26 protein-coding genes are annotated in these 26,781 nt (G+C 32.7%); 20 read left to right on the top strand and 6 right to left on the bottom strand.

What is annotated here, in order from left to right:
- Positions 1-39: 39 nt before the first annotated feature.
- Together AC2TDS_RS15095 and AC2TDS_RS15090 are read right to left on the bottom strand one after the other, a co-directional pair.
- Positions 40-387, bottom strand: coding sequence for a phage holin family protein (locus AC2TDS_RS15095; RefSeq protein ID WP_484736409.1), 348 nt, complete (start codon positions 385-387; stop codon positions 40-42).
- A 452-nt stretch (positions 388-839) separates the two neighbouring features.
- A complete protein-coding gene (locus tag AC2TDS_RS15090; RefSeq protein ID WP_484736408.1) occupies positions 840-1,226 on the bottom strand; it encodes a hypothetical protein in 387 nt (128 codons plus the stop codon).
- A 143-nt stretch (positions 1,227-1,369) separates the two neighbouring features.
- On the opposite strand from AC2TDS_RS15090, the gene AC2TDS_RS15085 reads away from it, so the two are divergent.
- Complete coding sequence (locus tag AC2TDS_RS15085) at positions 1,370-1,630, top strand: hypothetical protein (RefSeq protein ID WP_484736407.1); 261 nt, start codon at positions 1,370-1,372, stop codon at positions 1,628-1,630.
- A gap of 275 nt (positions 1,631-1,905) precedes the next feature.
- Here the strand turns inward: AC2TDS_RS15085 and AC2TDS_RS15080 are convergent, their stop codons facing one another.
- Together AC2TDS_RS15080 and AC2TDS_RS15075 are read right to left on the bottom strand one after the other, a co-directional pair.
- Entirely contained in the window at positions 1,906-2,682 is a 777-nt protein-coding gene (locus tag AC2TDS_RS15080; RefSeq protein WP_484736406.1) for an alpha/beta fold hydrolase, read from the bottom strand.
- Positions 2,683-2,728: 46 nt separating this feature from the next.
- Positions 2,729-3,442, bottom strand: a complete 714-nt coding sequence (locus tag AC2TDS_RS15075) for a pyridoxine 5'-phosphate synthase (protein ID WP_484736405.1) — start codon at positions 3,440-3,442, stop codon at positions 2,729-2,731.
- Positions 3,443-3,532: 90 nt separating this feature from the next.
- Here AC2TDS_RS15075 and AC2TDS_RS15070 point away from each other — a divergent pair, with 90 nt between their 5' ends.
- The 8 genes from AC2TDS_RS15070 (at position 3,533) to murI (ending at position 11,511) form a co-directional block, all read left to right on the top strand.
- A complete protein-coding gene (locus AC2TDS_RS15070) occupies positions 3,533-4,192 on the top strand; it encodes a CBS domain-containing protein (RefSeq protein ID WP_484736404.1) in 660 nt (219 codons plus the stop codon).
- 39 nt (positions 4,193-4,231) lie between these two features.
- Positions 4,232-5,128 carry an NAD kinase gene (locus AC2TDS_RS15065; RefSeq protein ID WP_484736403.1) on the top strand — a complete coding sequence of 299 codons (897 nt, stop codon included), beginning with the start codon at positions 4,232-4,234 and terminating at the stop codon, positions 5,126-5,128.
- 106 nt (positions 5,129-5,234) lie between these two features.
- Positions 5,235-5,915: a type IX secretion system protein PorG gene (gene porG / locus AC2TDS_RS15060; protein ID WP_484736402.1), complete on the top strand. Its 681-nt coding sequence runs from the start codon at positions 5,235-5,237 to the stop codon at positions 5,913-5,915.
- Positions 5,916-5,919: 4 nt separating this feature from the next.
- A complete protein-coding gene (gene uppS / locus AC2TDS_RS15055) occupies positions 5,920-6,672 on the top strand; it encodes an undecaprenyl pyrophosphate synthase (RefSeq protein ID WP_484736401.1) in 753 nt (250 codons plus the stop codon).
- Positions 6,665-9,238, top strand: a complete 2,574-nt coding sequence (bamA, locus tag AC2TDS_RS15050; protein WP_484736400.1) for an outer membrane protein assembly factor BamA — start codon at positions 6,665-6,667, stop codon at positions 9,236-9,238. The genes uppS and bamA overlap by 8 nt, the downstream gene beginning before the upstream one ends.
- Positions 9,239-9,300: 62 nt before the next feature.
- Positions 9,301-10,089, top strand: coding sequence for an OmpH/Skp family outer membrane protein (locus AC2TDS_RS15045; protein ID WP_484736399.1), 789 nt, complete (start codon positions 9,301-9,303; stop codon positions 10,087-10,089).
- Between the two features lie 45 nt (positions 10,090-10,134).
- Entirely contained in the window at positions 10,135-10,644 is a 510-nt protein-coding gene (locus tag AC2TDS_RS15040) for an OmpH/Skp family outer membrane protein (protein ID WP_484736398.1), read from the top strand.
- Between the two features lie 69 nt (positions 10,645-10,713).
- Positions 10,714-11,511 carry a glutamate racemase gene (gene murI / locus AC2TDS_RS15035; protein ID WP_484736397.1) on the top strand — a complete coding sequence of 266 codons (798 nt, stop codon included), beginning with the start codon at positions 10,714-10,716 and terminating at the stop codon, positions 11,509-11,511.
- On the opposite strand, the gene AC2TDS_RS15030 is transcribed toward murI, so the two are convergent.
- Together AC2TDS_RS15030 and AC2TDS_RS15025 are read right to left on the bottom strand one after the other, a co-directional pair.
- Positions 11,508-12,485 (bottom strand): PorP/SprF family type IX secretion system membrane protein, encoded by a 978-nt coding sequence (locus AC2TDS_RS15030; protein ID WP_484736396.1) that lies wholly within the window; start codon positions 12,483-12,485, stop codon positions 11,508-11,510. The genes murI and AC2TDS_RS15030 overlap by 4 nt on opposite strands.
- 79 nt (positions 12,486-12,564) lie before the next feature.
- Complete coding sequence (locus AC2TDS_RS15025) at positions 12,565-13,413, bottom strand: AraC family transcriptional regulator (protein WP_484736395.1); 849 nt, start codon at positions 13,411-13,413, stop codon at positions 12,565-12,567.
- 139 nt (positions 13,414-13,552) lie between these two features.
- Between AC2TDS_RS15025 and AC2TDS_RS15020 the strand changes: the two genes are divergently transcribed.
- The 11 genes from AC2TDS_RS15020 (at position 13,553) to AC2TDS_RS14970 (ending at position 26,604) form a co-directional block, all read left to right on the top strand.
- Positions 13,553-14,482 (top strand): dihydrodipicolinate synthase family protein, encoded by a 930-nt coding sequence (locus AC2TDS_RS15020; protein ID WP_484736394.1) that lies wholly within the window; start codon positions 13,553-13,555, stop codon positions 14,480-14,482.
- 78 nt (positions 14,483-14,560) lie between these two features.
- Complete coding sequence (locus AC2TDS_RS15015; protein ID WP_484736393.1) at positions 14,561-16,165, top strand: aldehyde dehydrogenase (NADP(+)); 1,605 nt, start codon at positions 14,561-14,563, stop codon at positions 16,163-16,165.
- A gap of 85 nt (positions 16,166-16,250) precedes the next feature.
- The gene (locus AC2TDS_RS15010; protein WP_484736392.1) at positions 16,251-17,258 is read left to right on the top strand and encodes a 4-hydroxyproline epimerase; all 1,008 of its coding nucleotides are present in this window, start codon (positions 16,251-16,253) and stop codon (positions 17,256-17,258) included.
- Between the two features lie 3 nt (positions 17,259-17,261).
- On the top strand, positions 17,262-18,509 hold the full coding sequence (locus AC2TDS_RS15005) for an NAD(P)/FAD-dependent oxidoreductase (RefSeq protein WP_484736391.1): 1,248 nt from the start codon (positions 17,262-17,264) through the stop codon (positions 18,507-18,509).
- A 502-nt stretch (positions 18,510-19,011) separates the two neighbouring features.
- Entirely contained in the window at positions 19,012-19,299 is a 288-nt protein-coding gene (locus tag AC2TDS_RS15000) for a hypothetical protein (RefSeq protein WP_484736390.1), read from the top strand.
- A gap of 131 nt (positions 19,300-19,430) precedes the next feature.
- Positions 19,431-21,656 carry a peptidase domain-containing ABC transporter gene (locus AC2TDS_RS14995; RefSeq protein ID WP_484736389.1) on the top strand — a complete coding sequence of 742 codons (2,226 nt, stop codon included), beginning with the start codon at positions 19,431-19,433 and terminating at the stop codon, positions 21,654-21,656.
- Between the two features lies 1 nt (position 21,657).
- Positions 21,658-22,950, top strand: coding sequence for an HlyD family secretion protein (locus AC2TDS_RS14990; RefSeq protein WP_484736388.1), 1,293 nt, complete (start codon positions 21,658-21,660; stop codon positions 22,948-22,950).
- A gap of 576 nt (positions 22,951-23,526) precedes the next feature.
- A complete protein-coding gene (locus AC2TDS_RS14985) occupies positions 23,527-24,114 on the top strand; it encodes an alpha-ketoglutarate-dependent dioxygenase AlkB (protein WP_484736387.1) in 588 nt (195 codons plus the stop codon).
- A gap of 493 nt (positions 24,115-24,607) precedes the next feature.
- A complete protein-coding gene (locus tag AC2TDS_RS14980; protein ID WP_484736386.1) occupies positions 24,608-25,075 on the top strand; it encodes a hypothetical protein in 468 nt (155 codons plus the stop codon).
- Positions 25,076-25,244: 169 nt separating this feature from the next.
- On the top strand, positions 25,245-25,778 hold the full coding sequence (locus AC2TDS_RS14975; RefSeq protein WP_484736385.1) for a contractile injection system tape measure protein: 534 nt from the start codon (positions 25,245-25,247) through the stop codon (positions 25,776-25,778).
- A 565-nt stretch (positions 25,779-26,343) separates the two neighbouring features.
- Complete coding sequence (locus AC2TDS_RS14970; protein ID WP_484736384.1) at positions 26,344-26,604, top strand: DinB family protein; 261 nt, start codon at positions 26,344-26,346, stop codon at positions 26,602-26,604.
- Positions 26,605-26,781 lie beyond the last annotated feature (177 nt).

Genomic DNA, 26,781 nt, shown 5'->3' with positions numbered 1-26,781 from the left:
TTTAATTGTTAAACACTTATATAAGTGTTTTATTTATGTTTAATTTTTATCTTCTTTTAGTAGAGACAACAAAACCCCTCTAAATATTGACAACAACACACTAAAAACAAGTGCGGTAAAAAATCCACTAACAGCAAATCCTGCTACTAATTTCCCAGCAAGTAGTATTATTACGGCATTGATAACAAACAAAAATAACCCGAGTGTTACAATTGTGGCGGGTAACGTAAAAAAAATGAGTAACGGTCTTACAAATAGATTTAGTAAGGATATCGTCACCGCTACTATAATTGCTGTTACGTAATTTGTAACCGCGACTCCAGGTAATATGTTCGCCAGTATAATTACAGCCAAGGCTGTTAGTAATAATTTTAAAAATATTTTCATCTTCTTTGTTTTTAATTCTAAAAACACCTCTTACAAAGGATGCATTCATATAATCTACAACTGTACCAAATTAAAAAAACTGCTGTTTTGTCAGATAGTACATTTTTTATAGTGTGTATATATATGATACCAGAAATAATGCCTTAAGCCATTTTAGAAATTCGCCAGATGATTTACTTTATACCGATTCTTAGGTAAAATCTCACCATCAATTCCTTATGGTAGTGTTCGTGTTTTATATCCATGAAGTAATAGAGAAAATTCAGCACTAAAAATGCATCACCTATAGATCGGCATGTATCATAAACAGTTATGGTCGGTAAATTAACATTAGAAATGGCACCACCTATTTCCTCCTTATCTACAGGCGCTTACGATTTAAACAACTAAAAAAAGGTAGCAATGATTTAAAAGGATGAATGTATTGGTTAGCGATAGATGTTTTAAATCTTTTAACTTTTTATTATCCTATCTATTTGTAATGATAAAGCTGTTTTAACCTCATTGTCATCTAAAAGCAACTCTATAAGGTTTGCTTTTATTTGACTGCTTAATTTTATGGCTTGGTATTTTGAGTTAGGTTCGTTCAGGGTCTGTTTTATTTCATTAGCTTCGAACATTTCTCCCTTTCCTGTTAACAGCCATGTAGGATTTATTTCTGGGAAAGAATTTAGAATTTTGTTTAATACATTACTTTTAAATGATGCTTTTCTTCTAATTGCAGTACCAATGGAATTATTAGAAACAGCGATCCTTTCTTCAAAAGACCTAATATTAAGGTTGTTATATTTAATTATTTGGTCTACTCTTTTATATGTTTCGTCGATATAATCGCTCATTAAAAATAACTATTTTCTAAAATTATTTCAATTTTGTTTTCTTATTTATAAATTTGTTTGTATTTTTGTAGTGTCATAAGTACAAAACACGTACAAATATAAATTAAAAGTGCTATCTTTTACTAAAAACAAGTATAGTTTTTATGATAACAATAATGCAACGAAAAGAATTAGAAAAAATTAAGCCTCCTAAGTATAGAGAGAAAGTTCAGGAATATTTAACACAAAATGGTCATAGCTTCTCGTTAGAAACCATTCAAAAGGTATATTCTGGAAAAAGAAACAACATAACTGTTGCTCAAGCGATTATAACAGTTTTCAACGATTACTATCTGGAAAAAAAATTGATCAACTCAAAAATATCCAACATCATTAATAAAATTAGCAGAGACCCTCTTGAATAAAATGATAGTGATATTCCTTTTATTTTCACCGACGGCGAGGAGAGGGGGCCGTCAACGGGGTAGGGAAATTTTAATTTCCTGCCTCGTTTTTAGTTAAAACTAACAAAATCCTAAAAAAACATCGATATCTCTAATCGAATTGTATCTATAGACAATTATCACGACCTAAAAGCACCAGAAATAACTCCATACTAAACTAGTATTTCACTTGACTACTGTAGGGGTTAAAACCATATACCTCCTTCTTACAAAGGAAAATAATTAAGCAACGTTAATCACAAATCAACAGTAATAAAGCGTATTACTTTTTCATAAAATTCTTCTGGTTTTTCGGCATGCAACCAGTGCCCTGCTTTCTGCACTGTTCTTAGTATAGAATTTGGGAAGTGTTTTTGCATTAAAGGCCTGTCTTCTTCCGTAATATATCCAGATTTCCCACCTGACAGAAATATGGTTTCTCCTTTAAAAACAGCTAAAGAAGGTAGCGCTACTCCTACTTCTTTGTTATTCTGTGTCAAAGACTTTAAGTTAAACCTAAAATCTAAGATTCCCTTTTCTCTCCAATATACACTTTTTAACAAAAACTGCCTAACTCCAACTTCAGGTATCCATTCAGCTAACTTTTTATCTACTAGTTTCCTCGAGTTCTGTACCGTAAAATCAACCGCGTTCAATGCTGCCAAAATATCATGATGGTGTGGAGCGTACATTCTAGGTGAAATATCGGCTATCACCAACTTACGTATCCATCCAGGATACTTCGTTGCAAATAACATAGCTACCTTACCCCCCATAGAATGCCCTAAAAGATGTGCTTTTTCAATTGTATGATACTTCATATACTCATGTAAATCACCAACCATTAATTCATAATTAAAAGCATCAGCATGAAAACTTCTTCCATGATTTCGTAAATCTATCAAATGCACTTCAAAACCGTCATCAACAAATGAATTAGCATGACTCCTCCAATTATCACCCATGCCAAAATATCCGTGAAGAATTAACAAGGGCTCCCCTTCACCTACAATTCTAGAATGTAACACTTTCATATACTTATTTCTTTATTATTTTTTAATTATGCCGCACCCTTTATAATCACTTTAATCGATGAAGATACATATTAACAACGTTTTGAATACCCAAATAAATACTCTCTGAGATTAAGGCATGCCCTATTGATACCTCAGCTAAGTTTGGAATGTTTTGTTTAAAAAACTCAATATTTTCGAGATTTAAATCATGACCTGCATTGATACCTAAACCTAATTCATGCGCCAAAACTGCCGCTGCTGCATAGGGTTTAATTGCTTCTTTGTTACCTTTTTCAAACTCACTAGCAAAGTTCTCTGTATATAATTCAATTCTATCAGCTCCTGTTTTCGCTGCTGCCTCTATCAAGGCTAAATCAGTATCAATAAATATAGAGGTTCTAATTCCAGCATTTTTAAACTCTGTTATTACTTCCTGCAAATACGACTGATGAACAAGGGTATTCCAACCAGCGTTTGATGTAAGCACATCATCACCATCAGGCACTAAAGTTACTTGTGTTGGCTTAATAGCTAGCACCAAATCCATAAATTTTTTAATTGGATTTCCCTCGATATTATACTCAGTAGTTACAATGGGTTTTAAATCATAAGCATCTTGATAACGTATATGGCGTTCATCTGGTCTAGGATGAATAGTAACACCTTCTGCACCAAACTCTTGAATATCTTCCGCTACTTTCAATAAATTTGGAACATTTCCGCCTCTTGAGTTTCGTAGCGTTGCTATTTTATTTATATTTACACTTAACTTTGTCATCAATATATGTTTACTTTTTAGTGAGTTTTAAAGCTATTATAATAACGACAAAAGTAATTCATTAAATCATTTTAACCTATATTCGTACAAATGAATATTAACGATTTTATACTCAACGATATTGACGAACTAAGTTTAGAGCATAGCATTGCTTCAGCTCAAGAACTTTGTGAAAACTTACCAATTACCCATATACCCGTTGTTAAAAATAGAAAGCTTGTTGGCTGCTTACCTGAAAGAGATATTCAAACTATTGATGATAAAGATGGTGTCATAAAAGATTATGATTATTTATTAGATCATTTTTACACATCAGTAAAAGCTACTTTGCTGGATTTGGTAGCGCTATTTGCCGATAACGATTGTAATTTAATCCCTGTTTTAGATGAAGAGTTAAATTATATTGGGTATTATGAATTAGGAGATATTTTAGATGCATTTGCAGACAGCCCTTTTTTACATATCGAAAGTGAAACCTTAATTATTCAAAAAAACAAAAATGACCACTCAATGAGTCAAATTTCTCAGATAGTGGAGAGTAACAAAGCAAAGTTGTTAGGAATGTATATTTCACATGAAGGACAAGATGACATCCAAGTTACTTTAAAGGTATCAACAGAAACCATAAATGAAATAATTCAAACTTTTAGAAGATACGATTACACAGTTATAACGCAGCATCATGATGATGATTATTTAGAAGAACTTAAAGATAGAGCTAGGTATCTAAGAAAATACCTAGGTATGTAAAAAACTATTTTTCTTAACCTTTTAACAATACAATTTAAAGTGAAAAAAGTAGCCATATACGGACAAGCTTACACGATTTATGCTGAGAAAGAGATCAAAATATTACTCACTGTTCTAAAAAAGTACAACATCGTAGTTTTTTTTGAAAAAGAATTCTATGATTTACTAACTAACAAAGAGGTTCTTGACAAAAAGTACCCTACATTCTCTCACTTTAACGACTTGTCCAATTCATTTGATCTATTGTTTACAATGGGAGGAGATGGCACCATACTTCGAGCCATTACTTTCGTGCGTAATTTAGATATTCCGATAATGGGAATTAATACAGGTAGACTGGGGTTTCTTGCAACCGTTCAAAAAGACCAAATAGAAGAAGCCATTGAACTATTACTAAAAAAAGAATATGCTATTCAAGAAAGAACACTACTTCAAATTGAATCAGAACCCACCATTAAAGAGTTTTCGGAAGTAAATTTTGCACTTAACGAAATAACCATTGCTCGTCGCAACACAACCTCTATGATTGGTATTAAAACTTTTTTAAACAATGAATATTTGACCAACTATTGGGCGGATGGACTCATTATTGCCACTCCTACTGGTTCTACGGGCTATTCCTTAAGCTGCGATGGCCCTGTTATTTTACCCAACTCAAAAAGCTTCGTGATAACTCCTATCGCACCCCATAACCTGAGTGCTCGTCCGATGGTAATACCTGATGATACCTCAATACAATTAGAAGTGAGCGCGCGAGAAAAAAAATTCTTAATCACCTTAGATTCTCGAATTGCTACTGTAAATAAGCAAACAAAAATACGTATTCGTAAAGCTCCTTTTACCATTAAAAGTATTTTACCCAAAAACCAATCTTACTTAAAAACACTTAGAAGTAAACTACTGTGGGGAGAAGACACAAGGAATGAATCATTATAAAAGGTATCAACTACAATAAATTAGTAAAAATAAAGTTAATCAAAAAAGACAGATTATTAACTTTTTAAAGCAAATCCAAATCGCTATATTTGCACGCTATTTTATAATGGGAAAATATTTTATATTCATATTGTTTTTAATTACTTCAATCCTTTCAAAGGCTCAAAGCCACGAAATCGGTTTAATGTTAGGTGGCTCAAACTATATAGGAGATATCGGCAGAACAAATTATATTTACCCAAATAAAGTAGCTGGTGGATTAATTTACAAATTCAATATAAACCCGAGAATTGCCTTAAGAGGATCTTATTTGTACATCCCTGTGTCAGGAAGTGATTCTGATTCGGGTAATGAATTTAGACAATTACAAGGTAGAACCTTTAATAATACAATACATGAATTTGCCGCTGGGGTTGAATTCAATTTTTATGATTACAATATAAGTAGTTACAAAACTACTTACACTCCCTACATATTTTCAGAATTAGCAGTTTTTAATTATAAAAGCCCATCTGATTTAATTTCAAACAATCTAATTCGACTAGAAAGCAAATTCTCCCTATCTCTTCCAGTAGGAATTGGTATAAAAGGATTATTATTTGATAATTTAGCTATTGCTTTTGAAGTTGGTGCTAGATACACTTTAGTTGATGACATCGATTATAGTACTCCAAAAATAAACACTCTTGACTTTGGCGGAAACGGGAATGATTGGTATACCTTTACAGGTTTATCAATTGTTTACACCTTTGGCAGACCACAGTGTTTTAGCGGATTAACAAACTAAAAATATGGAAGAAAAACTACGAAGCATTAATTTATACAAAAAGCCAAATCATATTGCCATAATAATGGATGGTAACGGTAGATGGGCAAAAGGTAAAGGAATGCAACGAGTTTATGGGCATAGAAACGCCTTAAAAGCGATTAGAGAAACTACCGATGCTGCAGGTAAATTGGATATAAAATTCTTAACTCTTTACGCGTTTTCTACAGAAAATTGGAATAGGCCCAAACTAGAAGTAGATGCATTAATGAGTTTATTAGTAACTACCTTAAAAAAAGAGCTTCCTGAATTTCTTAAAAAGGGTGTTAAAATAAATGCTATTGGTAATTTAAATAGTTTACCTAAAAATGCTCAGAAAGTTTTAGCCCATGTAATTGAAAAAACTAAAAACAACGAAAAAATCACCCTGACTTTTGCCTTAAGTTATGGTTCAAGAGAGGAAATTGTTAACGCTATTAGAAACATATCTAAAAAAGTTGTTAATAATGAAATCGAAATTGAAAAAATTAACGATAAAATTATAAATAGTCATTTATATACATTTAATTTGCCTGACGTTGATTTGATGATACGTACAAGTGGAGAACAAAGAATTAGTAATTTTTTACTATGGCAAATGGCGTATGCAGAACTTTATTTCACCAAAGTTCTCTGGCCAGATTTCAGAAAAGAGCATCTTTTTGATGCCATATTAGATTATCAAAACAGGGAAAGACGATTTGGAAAAACAAGTGAACAGATTGATACCAATGAATAAATATTCATATTTAGCAGTACTACTTATTACGGCTCTTATTACAGTTAATACGCAAGCTCAGGATGTAGTTAAAGACAGTATTAAAACCAATAACAGCAAAATCATTCCTTATGAAAAAGGTAAAGAATATGTTCTAGGAGGCATCACCGTAACAGGGCTTCAAAAATTTAGCGAAGAAACGGTTAAGGTTTACACAGGTTTAATTAGCGGGCAACCCATCAAATTACCAGGAGATAAGCTCACGAGTGCGATAAAAAAATTATATGAGAGTAAGCAATTTAGTGAGGTTGATGTATATCTGTCTAAACTAGATGGCAATACAGCCTATCTTCGGTTTAATGTAACTGAGCTACCCCGATTACTAAACATTACCATTACTGGGGTAAGTAAATCAAAGGCAAAAGACTTACAAAAAGAGACCGAATTAAAGAAAGGTTCAATGGTTACCGACAACCTCATTGTAACCACTCGTAATTATATTAAGAAAAAATATACCGATAAAGGATTCTTAAAAACAAAGGTTTCTCTTGACACTAAAAAGGATTCATCAGATATCAATGCAGTTAGTATGAGCATTTTTATTGACAAAGGAAATCGTATAAAGATCAAAGAAATAAACTTTGTTGGAAACAAAGCTATGTCTGATGGTGCTCTAAGAGGTGCTATGAAAAACACGAAACGTAAATTTTTCGGACGTTTTTGGAAATCGTCTAAATACATCTTAGAAGACTATAAAGAGGATCTTGAAAATATTCTTGAAAAATACAGTGAAAAAGGATATCGAGATGCAAGAATACTTTCTGATAAAGTTACTTGGAACGATGACGATACTATAAACCTTGAAATCGAATTAGAAGAAGGTCGTCAATATCGTTTTGGTGATATTTTATTTGTAGGAAATAAAAATTACACTGACGCACAACTCCAGATTTTACTAGGAATTGGCAAAGGAGATATCTACAACGGTAAAATTTTAAAAGAACGTATTTCTGGAGATGGAACTCCAAATTCTCAAGATATTCAAACCCTTTATCACAATAATGGGTATTTATTTTCACAAGTTAATGCCGTCGAAACTAGAGTAAAAAATGATTCTATTACTGTAGAAGTTCGTATTCGAGAAGATGAGCAGGCAACGATAAAAAAAGTTACCGTTGTCGGGAATGATAAAACAAATGATCATGTTATTTTTAGAGAACTTCGCGTAAAGCCAGGTGATTTATTTAGTCGTCAAAATATTATACGATCTATACGTGAAATAGGTCAATTAGGATTTTTCGATGCCAACGTAACACCAGATGTTAGACCAAATTACCAAGATAAAACCGCTGATATTGAATTTTCAGTCGTAGAAAAAGGTGGTAGCCAAATAGAATTGCAAGGTGGTTATGGTGGAGGTTCTTTCATTGGTACACTGGGTTTATCTTTTAATAATTTTTCTATTGGAAATATTTTTAATAAAGAAGCCTATAGACCATTGCCAATGGGTGATGGCCAGGCATTATCATTGCGTTTACAAGCGAGTAGAACCTATAATACCTATAGCTTCTCTTTTACAGAACCTTGGTTAGGAGGTAAAACACCGCAATCATTATCGTTTTCAGTATACTATTCAAATCAATATCGTTTCGACTTTTTAACGAATACAGTTAACAAAGATCAAAACTTAGGCATTATTGGTGCTCAAATTGGTTTAGGAAAACGCTTGAGATGGCCAGATGATTATTTTACACTTTCTCAATCTATCAGTTACCAACGTATAGAGTTAGAAAACTATGGTTATAATGTTGGATCGTCTAGAGATGTTTTAAGTCAAGGAGATTTAAATAACCTATCGTATTCTATAGCATTAAAACGAAATTCAGCAGGGCCAAGTTTAATATTTCCAACCTATGGGTCGGAGTTTACCATAAATGCGAAGGCTACTTTCCCGTACTCTTTATTTAATGGTAGAGATTATAAAAGACCTTCTGATTTACTCCCTGGTTCTCCGGAAGAACAAGAGTATTTTGCCGAAAAATACAAATGGTTAGAATATTATAAAATTTCCGCTAAAGGAAAATGGTATACAGAATTAGCCAAAAAACTTGTGTTAATGTCTAATTTTGAACTAGGATATTTAGGATTTTATAATGACGATTTAGGCTTAACACCCGTTGAACGTTATTTCGTTGGTGGAGATGGTATTGCTCAGGGTCAATTAGATGGACGAGAAACCATTGGTCTTAGAGGTTATGAAAACAATCGAATCTCTTCCATTGATGGTGGTTCTATATATAATAAATTTCAGTTAGAATTACGTTATTCTATAACCGATAAACCTTCAGCATCTATATATACTTTAGGATTTTTAGAAGCGGGAAATTCTTATAACAATTTTAACAGTTTTAATCCGTTTAGGTTAAAGCGTTCAGCTGGTTTGGGTGTGCGTATATTTATGCCTGCCTTCGGTTTATTAGGAATAGATTTCGCTCATGGTTTTGATCCATTACCAGGATTAGAAGACTCTATTAACCCAGAAAAATCTGGCTGGCAAACACATTTTATCATTGGAAGACAGTTCTAAAACCTTACATTTGTAATGTGTCTGGTTTTTTGGCACGGTTTTTTCTAAACACATTATACAAAATGAAAAAAAGCATTCTATCAGTCGTTCTTTTATTTACAGTAACCGCATTCTTTTCGCAAAAAAGTCAACGTATTGGTTATATTGATATGGAGTACATTCTTCAAAGCATTCCAGAGTATATTGAAGCTCAAAACTCTTTGGGAGCAAAAGTTGAAAAATGGAAAGCCAATTTAGATAAAGAGGCTCGTAACATTGAAGTTTTAAAAACTGATTTAGTTAATGAAAAGGCCATTTTAACCAAAGATTTGATTGAAGAACGCGAAGAAGATATCAAGATAAAGCAAGAATCGTTACGACGTTTGGAATCGTTGTATTTTGGACCTAGAGGTGACATGTTTAATCTACGAATGCAATTAGTGAAACCTGTGCAAGATCAAGTTTACAATGCAGTTCAGACTATCGCTTCAAGAAAGAAATATGATTTTGTTTTTGACAAATCGTCTGATTTAGTAATGTTATATTCTAACAAAAAACACGATATTAGCGATCTCGTTGTAAAAATGATTAATATTGATCAAAAGCAACAAGCGAAAAAAGACAAAATAGCCGCCAAGAAGGCATTACTTAAAAACGGTGATTTAAGTGATAAGCAAAAAGAAACCTTAGCTAAAAAAGAAGCGCTGAGACTAAAAAAATTAGCAGAAAGAGAAGCTAAATTAAAAAAACTTGAAGAGAAAAGACAAGCACGTCTAAAAGCACAAGCTGATAGAAAAAAGCTCTTACAGGAAAAAAGAGACGCTTTAAAAAAGACTAAAGAAGAAAAAAAGAAAGTAGAAGATAAAGAATAATAAGAATCAAGAATAAAGACTATAATTAAAATCAAAACAACAAAGATGAAACATTTAAAAACGTTATTATTAGTTGCACTTTTTACAGTTGGATTAGGAGGGGTTGCTAACGCTCAAAAAACTGCACATATTAATACTGATAAATTGTTAGCTGAAATGCCTGATACTAAAACAATGAGGGCTGAACTAGATAAGTTAAAGAAAACTTATTTTGATGATATTGAGGCTATGTACAAGCAATTAGAAGCAAAAATTAAAAAGTACGAAGCTGAAGGAAAAACCCAAACGCAAGAGATTAACCAAAAAAGAGCGGTAGAAGTTCAGCAAGATCGTTTAAAAATTAGTCAAGCAGAACAAGCTGCTTCACAAGATATGCAAAAGAAATATCAAGAAAAAACACTTCCTATTCTTAAGAAAGCTGAAGAAGCTATTAAGGCTGTAGCTTCAGAGAAAGGAATTACTTACGTTTTTGACGCTGCACCAGGTAAAGGTTTAATCGTTTACGATAAAGGAGTAGATATTTACAACGAGGTAAAAACTAAATTAGGCTTCTAAACTAAATTTAAGAAAAGATAAACTCATAAAAACCTGCTTTACTAAAGCGGGTTTTTTACTTTTGTCCATATGATAGCAAAAACTACAAAACCTATCGGTATTTTTGACTCTGGAATTGGCGGTACTTCTATTTGGAAAGAAATTCAACAATTATTACCTAATGAGAATACCTTATATCTATCTGATAGTAAAAATGCTCCATACGGACGCAAATCACGAGAACAAATAATTCAGTTATCAATTAAAAATACTGAATTTCTACTAGAGCAAGGCTGTAAAATCATCGTTGTTGCGTGTAATACCGCTACTGCCAATGCTATAAAAACATTAAGAAAGTTGTATCCTAATGTCCCGTTAGTTGGTATTGAACCAGCCATAAAACCCGCATCCATACAAACCAAAACAAATGTTATAGGTGTATTGGCAACCAAGGGTACTTTAAACAGTGAATTATTTGAAAAGACATCGTCCAATTTAGAGAACAATCCTGCTATTATTGAACAAATAGGCGAGGGTTTAGTTGACCTTATAGAAAGGGGTGATATACATTCTTTAAAAATGAAAGAGTTGTTAAAACAATATTTAACGCCAATGATTAAAGCTAATGCGGACTGTATTGTGTTGGGATGCACTCACTACCCATACTTAAAAGATCAAATAATAGATATTGTTGGTGATTCGGTAAAAATTATTGATTCGGGACATGCCGTAGCCATTCAAACCAAGTATGTTCTAAACCAACACCATCTATTATCTACAGACCATAGTACTCCTATACATACGTTCTTATCAAACAAAGATAAAACAGTTTTAACAGATATACTAAAAGAGTATCCCGCTTGTATTATCAAAGAAATTAACTTTTAGAAGAAACTACCATTTATATTTGGACAAGCCGCCGCTCTTCTCTTTCTACACAACACATTAATTCCAAGAGAAATTTGATGAAAATTACCATTTGAAAAAACAAGATCTCCTGTTTGTTTGGTAAAAGTATAGGCTATCATGTACTGTTTATAGTTAATTCCTAGTATAGGCGATACATATGCAGCGTCTCCAAAAGTACGACCATCAAAACTTCTTCTATATGAAATAGCAGCCCATAACTGTGTATTAGACATCTTCTTATACGCTTTCAAATTTATATCTGAAATTTTTTCACCTGTCTGCTCCTTATATTGAAACATGACAGAAGGTTCAAACTGGAATTTGTCTTCATCACCAAAGAAATAACTTCCTCCAAAGACGTAATTTCTGAGGTTTAGCGATTCAAAAGATGAGTTTAAGCTATTCTTTGCTGATAATAATATGTTTTTTATGGTGAAATATGACGCAAATCCTTTATAATGGTAGGCCATTCCAAAATCTGCATTAAAATAAAGTGTACTTTCAATAACTTGACTCACTTGAGGATCGTTAAAAAAACCCGTTTGATCTACTTGATTCTGTACCGCAGACATTGACAGCCCGAAAGACAATTGATTAAAAAGATTTTCATTTCCTAAATCCAAATGATACGCATAGCTTCCTTGTAACGCCTTTTGTGAGTGGTAACCATTTTTATCATTGAACAACACGATACCATAACCAGCTTTAGACTCCTCACTTGTTTTTGAATGGAAACTTAAAGTTTGCAATTCTGGTGCGTTCTGAATTCCGACCCATTGTTGACGTGCAGTTAATCTAACTTTTGCGCACTCTCCTATACCAGCTGCCGCTGGATGGATTAAAAATATGTTATCAGACAAGTAGTCAAAATATATAGGTAATGTCTCTTGTGCCGTAGCTTTATTATCTATTAAAAGTATAGATAATAAGATAAATATAGTATATTTTTTCATAAAATCTGCAATAGAAACCCCAAATATAAACAACAGTGAGTTAATTTGTGTTAATTTTTGTTAAAATCGATTACTCTTTCTATGTATCTTCATGTGTTGACCTATATTCAGAAGGTGTCATACCTTTGATTTCCTTAAACTTTCGATTAAAATTAGAAATATTTTTAAATCCTGATTTTTCAGATATCTCCGTTATTAAACTTTCTTCTTTTAGCAACAATTTACATGCTCTTTCAATCCTAATCTCACTTAAAAATGTAAAGTAGGTTTTATTGGTTCTTTGTTTAAAGTATCTACAAAAAGCATTCGGTGTCATGTTTGCAGCTTCTGACACCTCTTCCAAGCCAATTTTTCGATCAAAATTAGTCAAGGTATAATCCATTATTTTCCCCATTCTTCTTCCTTCATTATCGGTATACCTTTTAGTATATAAAAAGGTAGATAACCTCTTAATATCCGACTGTATAAGAAGTCTTAATATGTTAAAAAAACTAATAAACCTTTCCAAATCACTTTGTTCTGATAATCCATTTAAATACGTTATTAACCTCTCCTTATTATTTACTACTTTAAAACTTGTTTTTGCGTTTTGAAAAAATAAACTCAATCCTTTAACATCATCCAACTTAAAAAACTCCTCTCCAAATGATTCTTTGGTAAAAAATAACGAAATCATAAACGAGTCTTTAATTCTTGTTGCATTACTTTTAAAAACATGGGGCTGGTTACCTCCGATAACTAAAATATCATCCGATGTGTACTCATTCACTAAATCTCCCACAATAACCGTCCCTTCACCTCTTACTATATACGATATTTGAATTTCATCATGTTGATGTAATTTATCGTAAAAAAAAGCACCTCTGTCTTCTTGGTAGATCAAACCTAAGTTTTTAGATTTTGGTATTTTGAAGGGTAATACTCTCATGTTTTTTTATCAAAGCTATCAAATATACACCAAAAATAAGCATAATTAATATTTATAAGGTAATATAGTATCAATATAAGGTAATAGGGCAGATAATCAATCTTGTATTTAAACCTAACTTTGTAAAAAAACAATTATCATGAACATCCAATGGAAAGGCGTTATGCCAGCAGTTACCACAAAATTCACTCATGAAGATGCATTAGACCTAGCAATGTTTGAAGTCAATATCAAAGCCCAATTAGAGGCCGGGGTACATGGAATAATTTTAGGTGGAACTTTAGGAGAAGCTTCTACTTTGTCAGAGAACGAAAAAAGTATCTTGTTAAAAGAAACTGTCCGGATTGTTAATGGAGCTGTTCCCGTTATAATGAATGTTGCAGAACAAACTACTAAAAACGCAATAAAAGCTGCTAATAACGCCCAAGATGATGGCGCATCCGCTTTAATGATGTTACCTCCCATGCGTTACAAAGCCGATGCAAGAGAAACGATGGAATATTTTAAACAAACAGCCAGTTCTACGGATTTACCTATCATGGTTTATAATAACCCTATAGACTATGGTATTGAGGTAACCTTAGCTATGTTTGAAGAACTTTTAGACTGTTGTCCAAATATTCAAGCGGTTAAAGAATCAACAAGGGATATTTCAAATGTTACCAGACTAAAAAATCGTTTTGGAGATAGATTGGCCATTTTAAGTGGTGTAGATACACTAGCATTGGAAAGCTTAGTACTTGGCGCAGAAGGTTGGGTAGCTGGACTCGTTTGTGCATTTCCCGCTGAAACAGTAGCAATATACACGTTAATAAAAGCCGGTAGAATTACTGAAGCCTTAGCAATATATCGTTGGTTTTTACCTTTGCTAGAATTAGATATTAATACTAAATTAGTACAAAACATTAAATTAGCAGAAGTAGCTACCGGAATAGGCACTGAAAACGTAAGAGCTCCTAGACTTTCGTTAATAGGAGAAGAACGTGAGTTAGTTTTACAAATCATCGAAACAGGGGTGAAAAACCGCCCTGCCCTACCCGATTATAAAAAACTACAACTCGCTCTATAAATTATAAAGGCATTACAAAACCAAGGTCGGTAATACCTTCATTTCTTAACAAATAGTATTACTAAAAACAACTGAATTATGATTGCTACCAACACCCATGAAATAACAGGAAAAAATTATATAGGTACAAACACCTCAGCAAGCGGGACTATAACCTATAAAACATTCAATCCTGAAACAAACAAAGATAATCTACCTGTTTTTTTTGAAGCATCAGATGAAGAAATACAGGCAGCCGTTTCATTGGCTTCCAATGCTTTTGAGGCATACAAAACAATTTCAGGTAAAAGAAAAGCCGAGTTTTTACATTGTATAGCAGATGAAATAGAAAACCTAGGTGATGTTCTCATTAAAACATATTGTTCTGAAACCGGGCTGCCAGAAGGCCGTGCTAATGGTGAAAAAGGTAGAACCGTATTTCAGCTTAGGTCTTTTGCCGATTTGGTAAAGGAAGGAAATTGGGTAGAAGCTAGTATTGATACAGCCATTCCTGATAGGATCCCCGTTGCTAAACCTGATGTAAGGAAAATGAACATTCCTATCGGACCCGTTGTTGTATTTGGTGCCAGTAATTTTCCATTGGCATACTCAACTGCAGGTGGAGATACGGCATCTGCTTTAGCGGCTGGATGCCCTGTTATTGTAAAATCTCATCCTATGCATTCAGGAACAGGAGAACTAGTTGCTTCGGCTATTATAAAAGCAGCTAAAAAAACAAACATGCCAAATGGAGTATTCTCTAATTTGAATTCAAGTGGCATCACAGTTGGGCAACAATTGGTAAAACATCCTAAAGTAAAGGCCGTAGGTTTTACAGGAAGTATTCAGGGTGGACGAGCTCTTTTGGATCTCGCTTCAAAAAGAGAGGTTCCTATACCAATTTTTGCAGAGATGGGAAGTATTAACCCTGTGATTATTTTACCGGATGCTATAAAGACTAGAGGAAAAGAACTTGCCAAAACTTACGCAAATTCAATTACCGTAGGTACAGGTCAATTTTGTACGAATCCAGGATTATTATTAGGTATAGAAAACGAAGATTTCACCAAATTTATAGACCATTTATCCACAGAAATCATCGCTATTGATCCTACTTGTATGTTGCATCCAAAAATAATGGAGGCTTATCAAAAAAATAAAGAAACCATTCTCAATCAAAGCAGCGTTCATGTTACTGCTACTTACACAAAGAATATTCCACAAAATTATGGTAACCAAACTATAACCACGGTAAGTGGAGAAGAATTTATAAATAACCTTTCGTTGCATCAAGAAGTTTTTGGTCCTTTCTCATTAATCGTTAAATGTAAAGACAAAAACGAGCTTGAAAAGGTAGTTTCCAGCCTCGAAGGACAACTAACCGGCACAGTCATAGGAAATTTTTCTGAAATAACAGAGTATAAAAATTTAATTTCAGTCTTATCTTCTATAGTAGGGCGAATTATTTTCAACGGAGTTCCAACAGGTGTTGAAGTATGTGCTTCAATGGTTCATGGTGGTCCGTATCCCGCATCAACAGATTCTAGGTTTTCTGCTGTTGGTACAAGTTCTATAAAAAGATGGGTCAGACCATTTAGCTATCAAAATTGGCCGAATGAGTTGTTACCAGACGAATTAAAAAATGAAAATTCATTAGGTATATTACGTTTAGTTAACCACAAATTAACTAGTAATAAACTATAATACACTAATCTACTCCTCTCCTATAAGGGTAAGCTTAGAAGGGTGCTTCCCCTTAAGGAGTGGATAGGTTATCAGTTCATATCCTATGAAGAAAACATTTTTTTGTATAGACGCCCACACCTGCGGTAATCCCGTAAGAGTTGTCGCTTCTGGAGGCCCTAATTTAAATGGCGCAACCATGAGTGAAAAACGCCAACATTTTCTTAATAAATACGATTGGATTCGAAAAGGATTAATGTTCGAGCCAAGAGGGCATGATATGATGAGTGGTTCGATATTATTTCCTCCTCACCATCCGGATAATGATTTTGCTATTCTATTTATTGAAACATCAGGATGCCTTCCTATGTGTGGTCATGGAACTATAGGCACCATCACTATCGCTATTGAAGAAGGCTTAGTAACTCCCAAAATTCCGGGAAAAATAAGAATGGAAGCTCCTGCTGGGTTAGTAGAAATTGAATATCAACAAACAGGAAAAAAAGTAGACTGGGTTCGTCTGACCAATGTTAAAAGCTTTTTAGCTGCAGAAAACCTAACGGTCGATTGTCCTCAGTTAGGAGAAATAACTTTTGATGTGGCTTACGGAGGCAATTATTATGCTATCGTTGATCCGCAACAAAACTTTAGTGGAATTCATAATTTTACAGCCACTAATATTATTCAATTTTCTCAAATAACTCGTTCTAAAATTAATGAAAAATATCCTAATATGTTTGTTCATCCAGAGGATGAAACCATAAAAGACGTTACTCATATGCTATGGACAGGAGATCCACTTGACCAAAATTCTTCAGGAAGAAATGCTGTTTTTTATGGAAATAAAGCCATTGACAGAAGTCCTTGTGGTACGGGAACCTCTGCAAGAATGGCACAACTTCACGCCAAAGGTAAACTAAAAGCCAATGAAGATTTTATTCATGAAAGTTTTATTGGCAGTAAATTTATTGGACGTATTGTTGAAGAAACAACGCTACACGGTACGAAAGCAATCATTCCTAGCATACAAGGATGGGCAAAAATATACGGATATAATCATATTATTATTGATGAGCAAGATGATCCTTATGCTCATGGTTTTCAAGTTATTTAGTATATGGAAAAAAATGTACTCGTTATAGGAGGTGGTATCATAGGGCTATGTTCTGCTTATTATTTACTAAAGGAAGGACACCAAGTTACCGTGATTGACAAATCTGACATGAAAAGCGGAGCTTCTCATGTAAATGCCGGAATAATTACGCCAAGTCATATTATTTCATTAGCTGCTCCTGGTATGATTAACAAAGGAATTAAATGGATGTTTAACGCTAAAAGTCCTTTATCTATTAAACCTCGATTAGATATGGATTTTTTACACTGGTCTTGGCTATTTAAAAAAGCATCAACACAGTTCAACGTTGAAAAATCAATACCGATCATTAAAAATATTAATCTTTTCAGTAAAGATTTATATGAAGACATAAAAGCATCTGGTGATTTCAACTTCTACTACCAAGATAAAGGATTGATGATGTATTATCAAACGGACAAAATGGGAGAAGAAGAATGGGAAGTTGGTAAAAAAGCTATTAAAGAAGGCCTAAAAGTCGAAAACTTAACATCAGCACAAGTTAAAGAACTGGAGCCTAAGGTTAATTTAAACATAAAAGGAGCTATATATTATCATTCTGATGCTCACATGACACCTTCAGAATTCATGCTACAAATGAAAAATTATTTGATTCAAAACAATGTATCTATTATTCAAAATGAAGAGGTCATTAGTTTTATATCGCAATCAAATAAAATTACAGGTATACAAACACCTTCGAGAGAAATTTTAGCCGATGAACTCGTGCTAGCTTCAGGCTCTTGGACCCAAAAGTTAGCCAAACAACTAAACACTAAAATCCCCATCCAAGCAGGTAAAGGATATCGAATAAATGCTACGGAAGAAACAGGTATTACTATACCTTCAATTCTTACAGAAGCCAAAGTCGCGGTAACCCCAATGAACGGGTTTACCCGATTTGCAGGAACTATGGAAATCGCAGGTATAAATACTAAAATCAATCGCAGCAGAGTTACTACCATTGCTAGAAATGCTGAGAACTATTATAAGGGACTTCACATTTCACCCGAAGAAATTGAAAATGCTAGTTATGGCCTCCGCCCTTGTTCTCCTGATGGGCTACCTTATATTGGTAAGTTAGCTAAACATAAGAACATTACCATTGCTACTGGTCACGCAATGATGGGATGGAGTTTAGGCCCTGCCACAGGAAAATTAGTTTCTGAATTGATTTCTGAAAAGAAAACAAGCGTAAATCTATCTCCTTTTCACGTAGAAAGATATCACTAATCATTTTTGTTCCACAACAATATTGGGACCTAACAACATAACACCATGCGCAAGCTTTTTAAATGACTAATACGATTTAGAAATAACTATTTCGTATATAGGTATTGAATTATTTTAAGTTAGTTTAAGGCATAAAACGTTAGCGTAGCCAAGCTATGGTTAAGTTTTATAACGCAAAAATAGCTACAAAAGAAATAATAGATATGCGAAATATTTATTTGTAAATCGTATTACATAAAAAAACAACCATCGACATTAACAGAAACATTAAAAATTGTGGATCTAAAAAAAGAAAATTTTGGATATGTCAAAAAAAATAGTTTATTGGATGCAGTTAATGATCGTGAACTTCAAAAAAAATGTGACATCTAAAAAAAGAGGTTATTAAAGTATGATAGGACTGTGAATTTAGCTATATATGTACTGATTGAAGAATTTTTACAAAAGATAAAGATAAATGTTTATTCGAAACCTGAAAAGTGTAGTTACACCCCATCTACAAATGCTTGGAATCAGTAGTATTCCAATAGACTTAATTGCAAATTGCACTTCTGATAGGATAGCTGTTTTAGGTGATCTGATCGAAAAAAAAGAAAAATTAGATCGTTTTTTTGCTTTTAGAAGTGAAAACTATACGTCTAATATTTTGTTTTCCTTAATTTATATTGATGGAAGACCTCATTGGATGCATCGTAAGTCAAAAAAAGCATATCCGCTTCCAAAAAAGCTTATAGAAAAATATAAAAATCATTTAGTAATTGTTAGCCCCTTTCAAGAACCATTTAATTGAAAACCCAATATAACAGTTCGTTATTAATGAAAAGAGAACGCTAATTTTACCTTAAAGAGAATTTATAATTAATATCATTGATTGTAATCAGTTTATAAAGGCAACACTAACCATTACTGCTACTTAAAATTATGCCAAAATTCCCCCATTACAAACAGTATGACAATAAAGACTGTGGACCAACATGTCTTAAAATAATTTCTAAACACTATAAAAGGATCATCCCTTTAGAACATCTTCGTGGATTAAGCGAAACGACAAGAGAAGGAAGCAGGTTACACAATTTAAGCGACGCCGCAGAAAAAATAGGCTTTCGAAGTTTAGGGGTTAAAATACCACTAGAGCAATTATACGAAGTCCCCCTACCTTCTATTTTACATTGGAATAAAAATCATTTTGTTGTTTTATACAAAATAACAACTCCCTCTTTCCAAAAAGGGAAAAAACAGGTGAGTTTTCACATTTCTGATCCAGCACACGGATTGCTCAAATACACGAAAGAGGAACTTTTAAAATATTGGATTGGTAACAATGTGAACGATCAAACAAATGAAGGTATTGCCCTATTACTAGAAACAACTCCTCAGTTTTATGGCACTGATATTGAGAACGAAAAAGAAGAAGAGCAAAAATTAGGTCTGTCATTTATCTCTAAATATGTTTATCGATATAAGAATTTTTTATGGCAACTAATCATCGGGTTAATTGTTTCCAGTTTATTACAACTTATTTTTCCTTTTCTTACCCAAAGTGTTGTTGATATTGGGATCAAAAATCAAGATATCAATTTTATTTACCTTATCCTCTTTGCGCAATTGGCTTTGTTTATAGGAAGAACAGCCGTTGAAGTTATACGTAGTTGGATCCTATTGCATTTGAGTACCCGGATCAATATCTCATTGATATCAGATTTCTTTATCAAACTGATGAATCTTCCGATTTCTTATTTTGACACTCGAATAACGGGTGATATTCTTCAGCGTATTAATGACCATAGACGTATTGAACATGTGTTAACGTCATCTTCTTTAAATGTTTTGTTTTCCATCGTTAATCTACTGGTATTCAGTATAGTACTAATATACTACAACCTATCTATTTTTGGAATATTTGCCTTAGGAAGCTTTCTGTATTTTGTATGGATCGCTATTTTCCTAAAAAAACGTGCAGATTTGGATTATAAACTTTTTTCTCAAGTAAGCCAGGAACAAAGTAAAGTTATTGAGCTCATAAGTGGCATGCAAGAAATTAAATTGCATAACGCAGAAAAGAAAAAACGCTGGGGCTGGGAGTTTTTACAGGCTAGGTTATTCAAAATATCCATTGAAGGCTTAGCTTTAGAACAATATCAAAGTGTTGGTTCTGGTTTTATAAATGAGTTTAAAAATATTTTGATTACCATTTTATCTGCGATTTTAGTCATAGATGGAGAAATTACCTTAGGTATGATGTTGTCTATTAGCTATATCGTAGGACAGTTAAACTCTCCGATATCTCAATTAATTAATTTTGTTAGAGAACTTCAGGACGCGAGAATTTCTTTAGATCGACTGTCAGAAATACATAATAAGGAAGATGAAGAAAAGCTAAATGACCAAAAAATTGTTGACGTTTCAAAAGATTCAGATTTCAAACTTGATAAGGTATCCTTTAAATATCTTGGAACAGACCAGCTAGTTTTAAAAGATTTAGATTTAAACATTCCTCCTAATAAAATTACAGCCATTGTTGGCACAAGTGGTAGTGGTAAAACAACTCTAATGAAGCTATTACTCAAGTTTTACGAACCTAATACCGGTGAAATAAAATTTGGACATCACCAATTACAAAATATTTCACAAAAAACATGGAGAGAAGAATGTGGTGTGGTAATGCAGGAAGGTTATATTTTTAGTGATACCATTGCAAATAATATTGCTGTAGGTGTCGATTATATCGATAAAAAGAAATTGGCGCATGCCGTGGACATTGCCAATATTACAGAATTTATTGAAAGCTTACCATTATCCTATAACACCAAAATCGGTGCTGAGGGTATCGGATTAAGCACAGGACAAAAACAACGACTCCTTATAGCAAGAGCCGTATATAAAAATCCTAACTTTTTGTTTTTTGATGAAGCTACCTCTGCCCTAGATGCCAATAACGAACGGGTAATTATAGAAAAACTAAATACCTTTTTTAAAAATAAAACCGTGGTTATCATTGCGCACAGGTTAAGTACCGTGAAAAATGCAGATCAAATTGTAGTACTAGAGCAAGGAAAAATTATCGAAGTAGGTAATCATAATGCCTTAGTAAAGAAAAAAGGTGATTATTATAATTTAGTAAAAAACCAATTAGAACTAGGAAATTAATATGTCAGAAAAATTAGAAGATATAGAATTAAGAAGCGAAGAGGTACAAGAAATACTTACTAAAGTACCTCACTGGATGATACGTAGGGGAAACTCTTTGTTTCTACTGTTAGTTTTAATGTTACTATTACTATCATGGTTTATAAAATATCCAGACGTCATTGTTTCAGAAACTACCGTAACTACCAAAATACCGCCTCAAAAAGAGTATGCGAGAGTTACAGGGAAAATAGACACCATTTTGGTAAAAGACAATGAGAGGGTAACAGTAAACAGCCCTATAGCTCTCATTGAAAATACCGCAAAATATGAAGATATCCTCTTCCTTAAATCTGTTATCGACACCATTACAGCAAATAAAAAAACATTTTCTTTTCCTCTTGAAGAAATGCCTGTATTGTTTCTAGGAGAGATCGAAAATGCCTATGCTGATTTTGAGAACAACTATCTTCAATACATCTTAAACAAACAATTACAACCCTATGCTAACGAAAAAATTGCAAACACCATAACCGCTTCTGAGTTAAAAAGGCGATTACAAAATTTACAGTCACAAAAAAGCATCAATAAAACAGAATTAACCTTTAAAAAGAGCGACCTAAACAGAAATAAAATATTATTTGACAAAGGTGTTATCTCGGAAAGAGAGCATGAAACAAAGCAGTTAGAGTATTTACAATCCGAACGTAACTACCAAAGTATGAGTGCTTCCATTTCTCAACTTCGAGAGGCCATTGCCAATAGCACAAAAACGATAAAAGGATCTGAAATCGCTCAAATACGTGAAGAAGTCACCTTGTTAAAAAATACCATTCAGTCGTTTAACCTACTAAAAAAAGCTATTAAAGATTGGGAATTACAATATGCTTTTATTTCAAAAATAAATGGAACTGTTTCTTATTTAAATTATTGGAATGAAAACCAAACCGTAACTCATGGAGATTTAGTTTTTACCATTATTCCTTCTGAGTATTCTTCTTATATTGCTAAATTACAAACACCGCCACAAAACTCAGGGAAAATTAAAATTGGACAACGAGTTCATATTAAATTACAAAACTTTCCTGATTATGAGTTTGGTGTATTAAAAGGAATTGTAGAAAGTATCTCTGTCATTCCAGATAAAAAAGGATTTTATACAGTTAGTGTGCTTTTACCTGAGGAGCTTATTACTTCGTATAACAAAAAAATAGACTTTAAACATGAAATGCGTGGAACAGCGGAAATTATTACAGAAGATTTGCGCTTAATTGAACGTTTCTTTTATCAATTTAAAAAAGCGCTAGATCGGTAATGAGTTTGTAGGATAGAATTTATTAGGATCCCTATAAATTCAATGCACTATTTTTATACCATCTTGATGTTAATTTACCAACCATAATTATTATCGTAAATGCCGATCTATAGATGGTACTATTGTATGTTGAATTTTCGCTATTACTTCAATAATATAACACTAGCATGATTGTAAGAAAATGGTTGTGTAACTTTACCTCAGTGCGGTAGTAAGCGTAGAAACAAAACTTCCTAATATCGTAAGATATATCAAGGCAAACCTCTCATTTGGTATTTCATATCTCAACTATATTGGTTTGAAATTAAAAAAAAAAATTCGAACTTGTTGGGGGCTAAACTAGTAAAAACGTTAAAAACGAGATTGAAAGACCTTGTTTTGGAATTAAGAGCGATGATGTAGTCATTTTAAACCAATTTTATCTATAAAATAGAAAATCACAAATAACCAGAAACCATTTTTCAATTGCCTAAAATCTCGTATATTTAAGCCTTATGCGCTATCGTTATGAAAAAAATAGAGTTTTTGCGCAGACTCACCTTAAGCATAAATTCTAAATTGAATGTACCACTATATATGAAATTACCTTTAAATTGTGAAGCCAATTATTTCGCTAACTTTTTAAGCCAAGAAGAATCAAACAAACTATATAATACCTTAATTGAGACGTATAAATTAGATCAAGCAAGAATCATTATAAATGCTGGGGGCGAACTAATTAAAACAGATAGCTTTAAAGTTATATTTACAAGTGAGAGACTTATTAACGAAAATAGATATCCAGAAGAAGTTCATGGAAAATCATTTTTATGGACTGGGGTATTGAAGCAATTAAAAGAAAAAGTTGAAGCCTTTCTGGATAAGGAGTTTGAAGTTGCCATGTGTCTTTACTATCCCGACGGAAATTATTTTGCTCCTTATCATAGTGATCAAGAAACCTCAGGGTTTAATACGATTTTGCCTTCTATTAGTTTGGGTGAAGTACGCGAGTTTAGTTTTAGTGAAAAAACCAGTAATGAATTATATAACTTAGATTTAGCCAATGGAAGCTTATTGGTGATGAGAGCTCATTGTCAATCAAGATATACTCACAGTTTATTACAAAACTCAGCATATAAAAAAGGAAGAATAAATATAACCTTTAGGGAACCAAACTTCCAATAAATAAAACATTGACTACTCACTAAGTATACGGTGTACCAATAATCAAACACTATATGATTGTTGTATATGAAAGAACACACTTACCACAACGCACCTTTTACGAGGTGTTTTTTATGTCCAAAATTTATGTAAACGAATTACAAAAAGTGTAAGTTATCGGATACCTAAAAACCGGAAAAGTTCTTTGATATAATTGTGGTAAGTGAATTACAATAAACGTTTATAAAATGGTTATTCGTGAACATATTATTATCTTTTAGCATGATAAATTACTTGGGATTCTACTCATGTTCCTTTCAAATAGAAGTATAAACACAGGGGAAATCAATGAAATTTCAGTAATTAGATGTTATACTTAAAACTAGATATACAACCAACCCTAAAAATACTTTTAATCTCAGCTCTATTTACTTATATTTGAAAGGTAAATATGCGCAATTGCGTATATACACTAGTTGTGTTTCATTCAATAGAACTTCAATAAATAAATTAATTGAATTGTAGTCAAGATATTTTAGATACGATAATTAGCTTTCTTAATTCAATCAACATAGAGGTTGTTGAGAATAAATTAAATGGTGATACTTTTCTACCTGGCTTAGAAATTCAAAAAGGAGTTCTTAATTATGATAGACAAAAATTAAAATATCCTGGGGATATGTTACATGAAGCTGGACATATTGCTGTCACAGAACAACCGATTAGACATCTTATCGGAACAAAACAAATGTACCAAAATTGGCCATCTGATAGTGAAGAGATTGCTGCAATTTTGTGGTTCTATGCTGCTGCTTATCATTTAAAAATTGATTTAGATGTGGTATTTCATCCAAATGGATATAAAAATGAATCGGAATGGTTAATTAAACAATTCACGCAAAAGAATTATATTGGGTTACCTCTTTTAATGTCATTGTGTGAAAAGAATGAATTCCCTAAAATGTCTAAGTGGTTAAGGTGATTAAATGAAAACACACCAACGTTTATAATACAAAATATAAAAATTCGGCTCTGTGTTAATCCGAAAAATTAGCGTCTTTTTACACGCTACGTCTCATACACAAGACCGTTGTGGTACATTCAACCGAATAATCACAATAATTCAACATAAAACACTAAAAAAACAACCTATGAATAAAAAATTAATAGCATTACCTGCCGAAGGCGTTATGGTTCCAAATGCTGGTTTGGTATTACTGAACTCTTATTTTTTAATGCTACTCGAACGTTTGGGAATTGTTGCTGATAAAGCTTTTGTCTCTGAAGATGGACAATTGGACGCTGTACATTATTTACAATACATCGTTACAGGATTGACACAAACAGACGAATTTTTATTAGTTTTAAACAAAGTACTTTGTGGCCTTTCGCCAGATACGCCTGTGAGAGATTCCATAGAAATGACACAAGACCAAAAACAACTAATCGATGGATTGGTTCAGCTTGCTATTGGCTATTGGAGTGCTATTGGAAAAACATCTATCAATGGGTTTCGAGGAAATTGGTTGGTACGAGACGGAATTTTAAGAGAAACCGAAGAACGCTGGGAATTGACTGTTGAAAAAAGAGCGTATGATATATTATTGATGAAATCACCTTTTTCATTCTCAATCATAAAACTACCATGGATGGAAAAACCATTACACGTAACCTGGCCATATTAAAATGACACCACAACAAAATGTATAATCAATTGCTTAGTTCAGGTTATTTTAGAATAGTATTTGCTGAAAATTAAAACAGGAAAATTTAGTTACTTTTGGTAAAAAACAACGCAACGATTCTTAGCCGAGACGTTATCCCCATACCCAATTAGAAAAATTATGAGTAAAGTTAAGTTTATTAAGAACGAAATTAATTCAGTAAAAACTCAAACGGACAATTTAATAGCTGATATAGCATCGAATTTATGGACTTATACGATTTACAAATAAATATTTCGCATATCTATTATTTCTTTTGTAGCTATTTTTGCGTTATAAAACTTAACCATAGCTTGGCTATGCTAAAGTTTTATGCCTTAAACTAACTTAAAATAATTCAATACCTACAAAGGAAATATTTATCTGTAAATCGTATTATAATCCAACAGTTATTAATACAAATTTAAACTGGCAAATAGGACACGTTTTTTTAGCAAACTATCTACACGGCATAACTTCAATACATGGTATTAATGAGGATATTAGAAATATGATTAATGTTCAAGATTATATTAAACTCTACGGAATGAAATCTAATCCATTAGAACATAGAAAAGATAAACCATCAAAAGAGGAATTACTCAAAATGTACGAATTCGGATTTGAGCTAATAAATGAAGGGCTTGACACACTAAATGAATCAGATTTAGATAAACCAACTAAAATTCCAAATCCTGCGGTCAAAACAAAATATCAAGCTTTAATGTGGCTATTTAAACACCAATCTTGGCATAATGGACAAATAGCAATGATAAAAAGGATATTGAACGAAAACAGCGTATCATAACATCATATATAAGTGCCTACTCTTCAGAATAGGCACCATATACTAAACGTCAGGCTTTGTGCATTAACCTGATCATTTTTAAAAACTTAACTTAAAAAACATATTCTTTTGTGTTGTACTAATTAAATTGAAGTGTAAAAACAACAATTTCATGGAACACATTCAAGGTAGTTTAGC

It is taken from the genome of Tenacibaculum profundicola (assembly GCF_057220795.1).
Note: the sequence above shows the minus strand (reverse complement) of the source record. Positions and strands in the feature narration are given on the sequence as shown.

Coding starts and splice junctions, on each gene's coding strand:
- AC2TDS_RS15095 (WP_484736409.1), bottom strand. CDS start 387: ATGAAAATATTTTTAAAATTATTACTAACAGCCTTGGCTGTAATTATA.
- AC2TDS_RS15090 (WP_484736408.1), bottom strand. CDS start 1,226: ATGAGCGATTATATCGACGAAACATATAAAAGAGTAGACCAAATAATT.
- AC2TDS_RS15085 (WP_484736407.1), top strand. CDS start 1,370: ATGATAACAATAATGCAACGAAAAGAATTAGAAAAAATTAAGCCTCCT.
- AC2TDS_RS15080 (WP_484736406.1), bottom strand. CDS start 2,682: ATGAAAGTGTTACATTCTAGAATTGTAGGTGAAGGGGAGCCCTTGTTA.
- AC2TDS_RS15075 (WP_484736405.1), bottom strand. CDS start 3,442: ATGACAAAGTTAAGTGTAAATATAAATAAAATAGCAACGCTACGAAAC.
- AC2TDS_RS15070 (WP_484736404.1), top strand. CDS start 3,533: ATGAATATTAACGATTTTATACTCAACGATATTGACGAACTAAGTTTA.
- porG (WP_484736402.1), top strand. CDS start 5,235: ATGGGAAAATATTTTATATTCATATTGTTTTTAATTACTTCAATCCTT.
- uppS (WP_484736401.1), top strand. CDS start 5,920: ATGGAAGAAAAACTACGAAGCATTAATTTATACAAAAAGCCAAATCAT.
- bamA (WP_484736400.1), top strand. CDS start 6,665: ATGAATAAATATTCATATTTAGCAGTACTACTTATTACGGCTCTTATT.
- AC2TDS_RS15045 (WP_484736399.1), top strand. CDS start 9,301: ATGAAAAAAAGCATTCTATCAGTCGTTCTTTTATTTACAGTAACCGCA.
- AC2TDS_RS15040 (WP_484736398.1), top strand. CDS start 10,135: ATGAAACATTTAAAAACGTTATTATTAGTTGCACTTTTTACAGTTGGA.
- murI (WP_484736397.1), top strand. CDS start 10,714: ATGATAGCAAAAACTACAAAACCTATCGGTATTTTTGACTCTGGAATT.
- AC2TDS_RS15030 (WP_484736396.1), bottom strand. CDS start 12,485: ATGAAAAAATATACTATATTTATCTTATTATCTATACTTTTAATAGAT.
- AC2TDS_RS15025 (WP_484736395.1), bottom strand. CDS start 13,413: ATGAGAGTATTACCCTTCAAAATACCAAAATCTAAAAACTTAGGTTTG.
- AC2TDS_RS15020 (WP_484736394.1), top strand. CDS start 13,553: ATGAACATCCAATGGAAAGGCGTTATGCCAGCAGTTACCACAAAATTC.
- AC2TDS_RS15015 (WP_484736393.1), top strand. CDS start 14,561: ATGATTGCTACCAACACCCATGAAATAACAGGAAAAAATTATATAGGT.
- AC2TDS_RS15010 (WP_484736392.1), top strand. CDS start 16,251: ATGAAGAAAACATTTTTTTGTATAGACGCCCACACCTGCGGTAATCCC.
- AC2TDS_RS15005 (WP_484736391.1), top strand. CDS start 17,262: ATGGAAAAAAATGTACTCGTTATAGGAGGTGGTATCATAGGGCTATGT.
- AC2TDS_RS15000 (WP_484736390.1), top strand. CDS start 19,012: ATGCTTGGAATCAGTAGTATTCCAATAGACTTAATTGCAAATTGCACT.
- AC2TDS_RS14995 (WP_484736389.1), top strand. CDS start 19,431: ATGCCAAAATTCCCCCATTACAAACAGTATGACAATAAAGACTGTGGA.
- AC2TDS_RS14990 (WP_484736388.1), top strand. CDS start 21,658: ATGTCAGAAAAATTAGAAGATATAGAATTAAGAAGCGAAGAGGTACAA.
- AC2TDS_RS14985 (WP_484736387.1), top strand. CDS start 23,527: ATGAAATTACCTTTAAATTGTGAAGCCAATTATTTCGCTAACTTTTTA.
- AC2TDS_RS14975 (WP_484736385.1), top strand. CDS start 25,245: ATGAATAAAAAATTAATAGCATTACCTGCCGAAGGCGTTATGGTTCCA.
- AC2TDS_RS14970 (WP_484736384.1), top strand. CDS start 26,344: ATGAAATCTAATCCATTAGAACATAGAAAAGATAAACCATCAAAAGAG.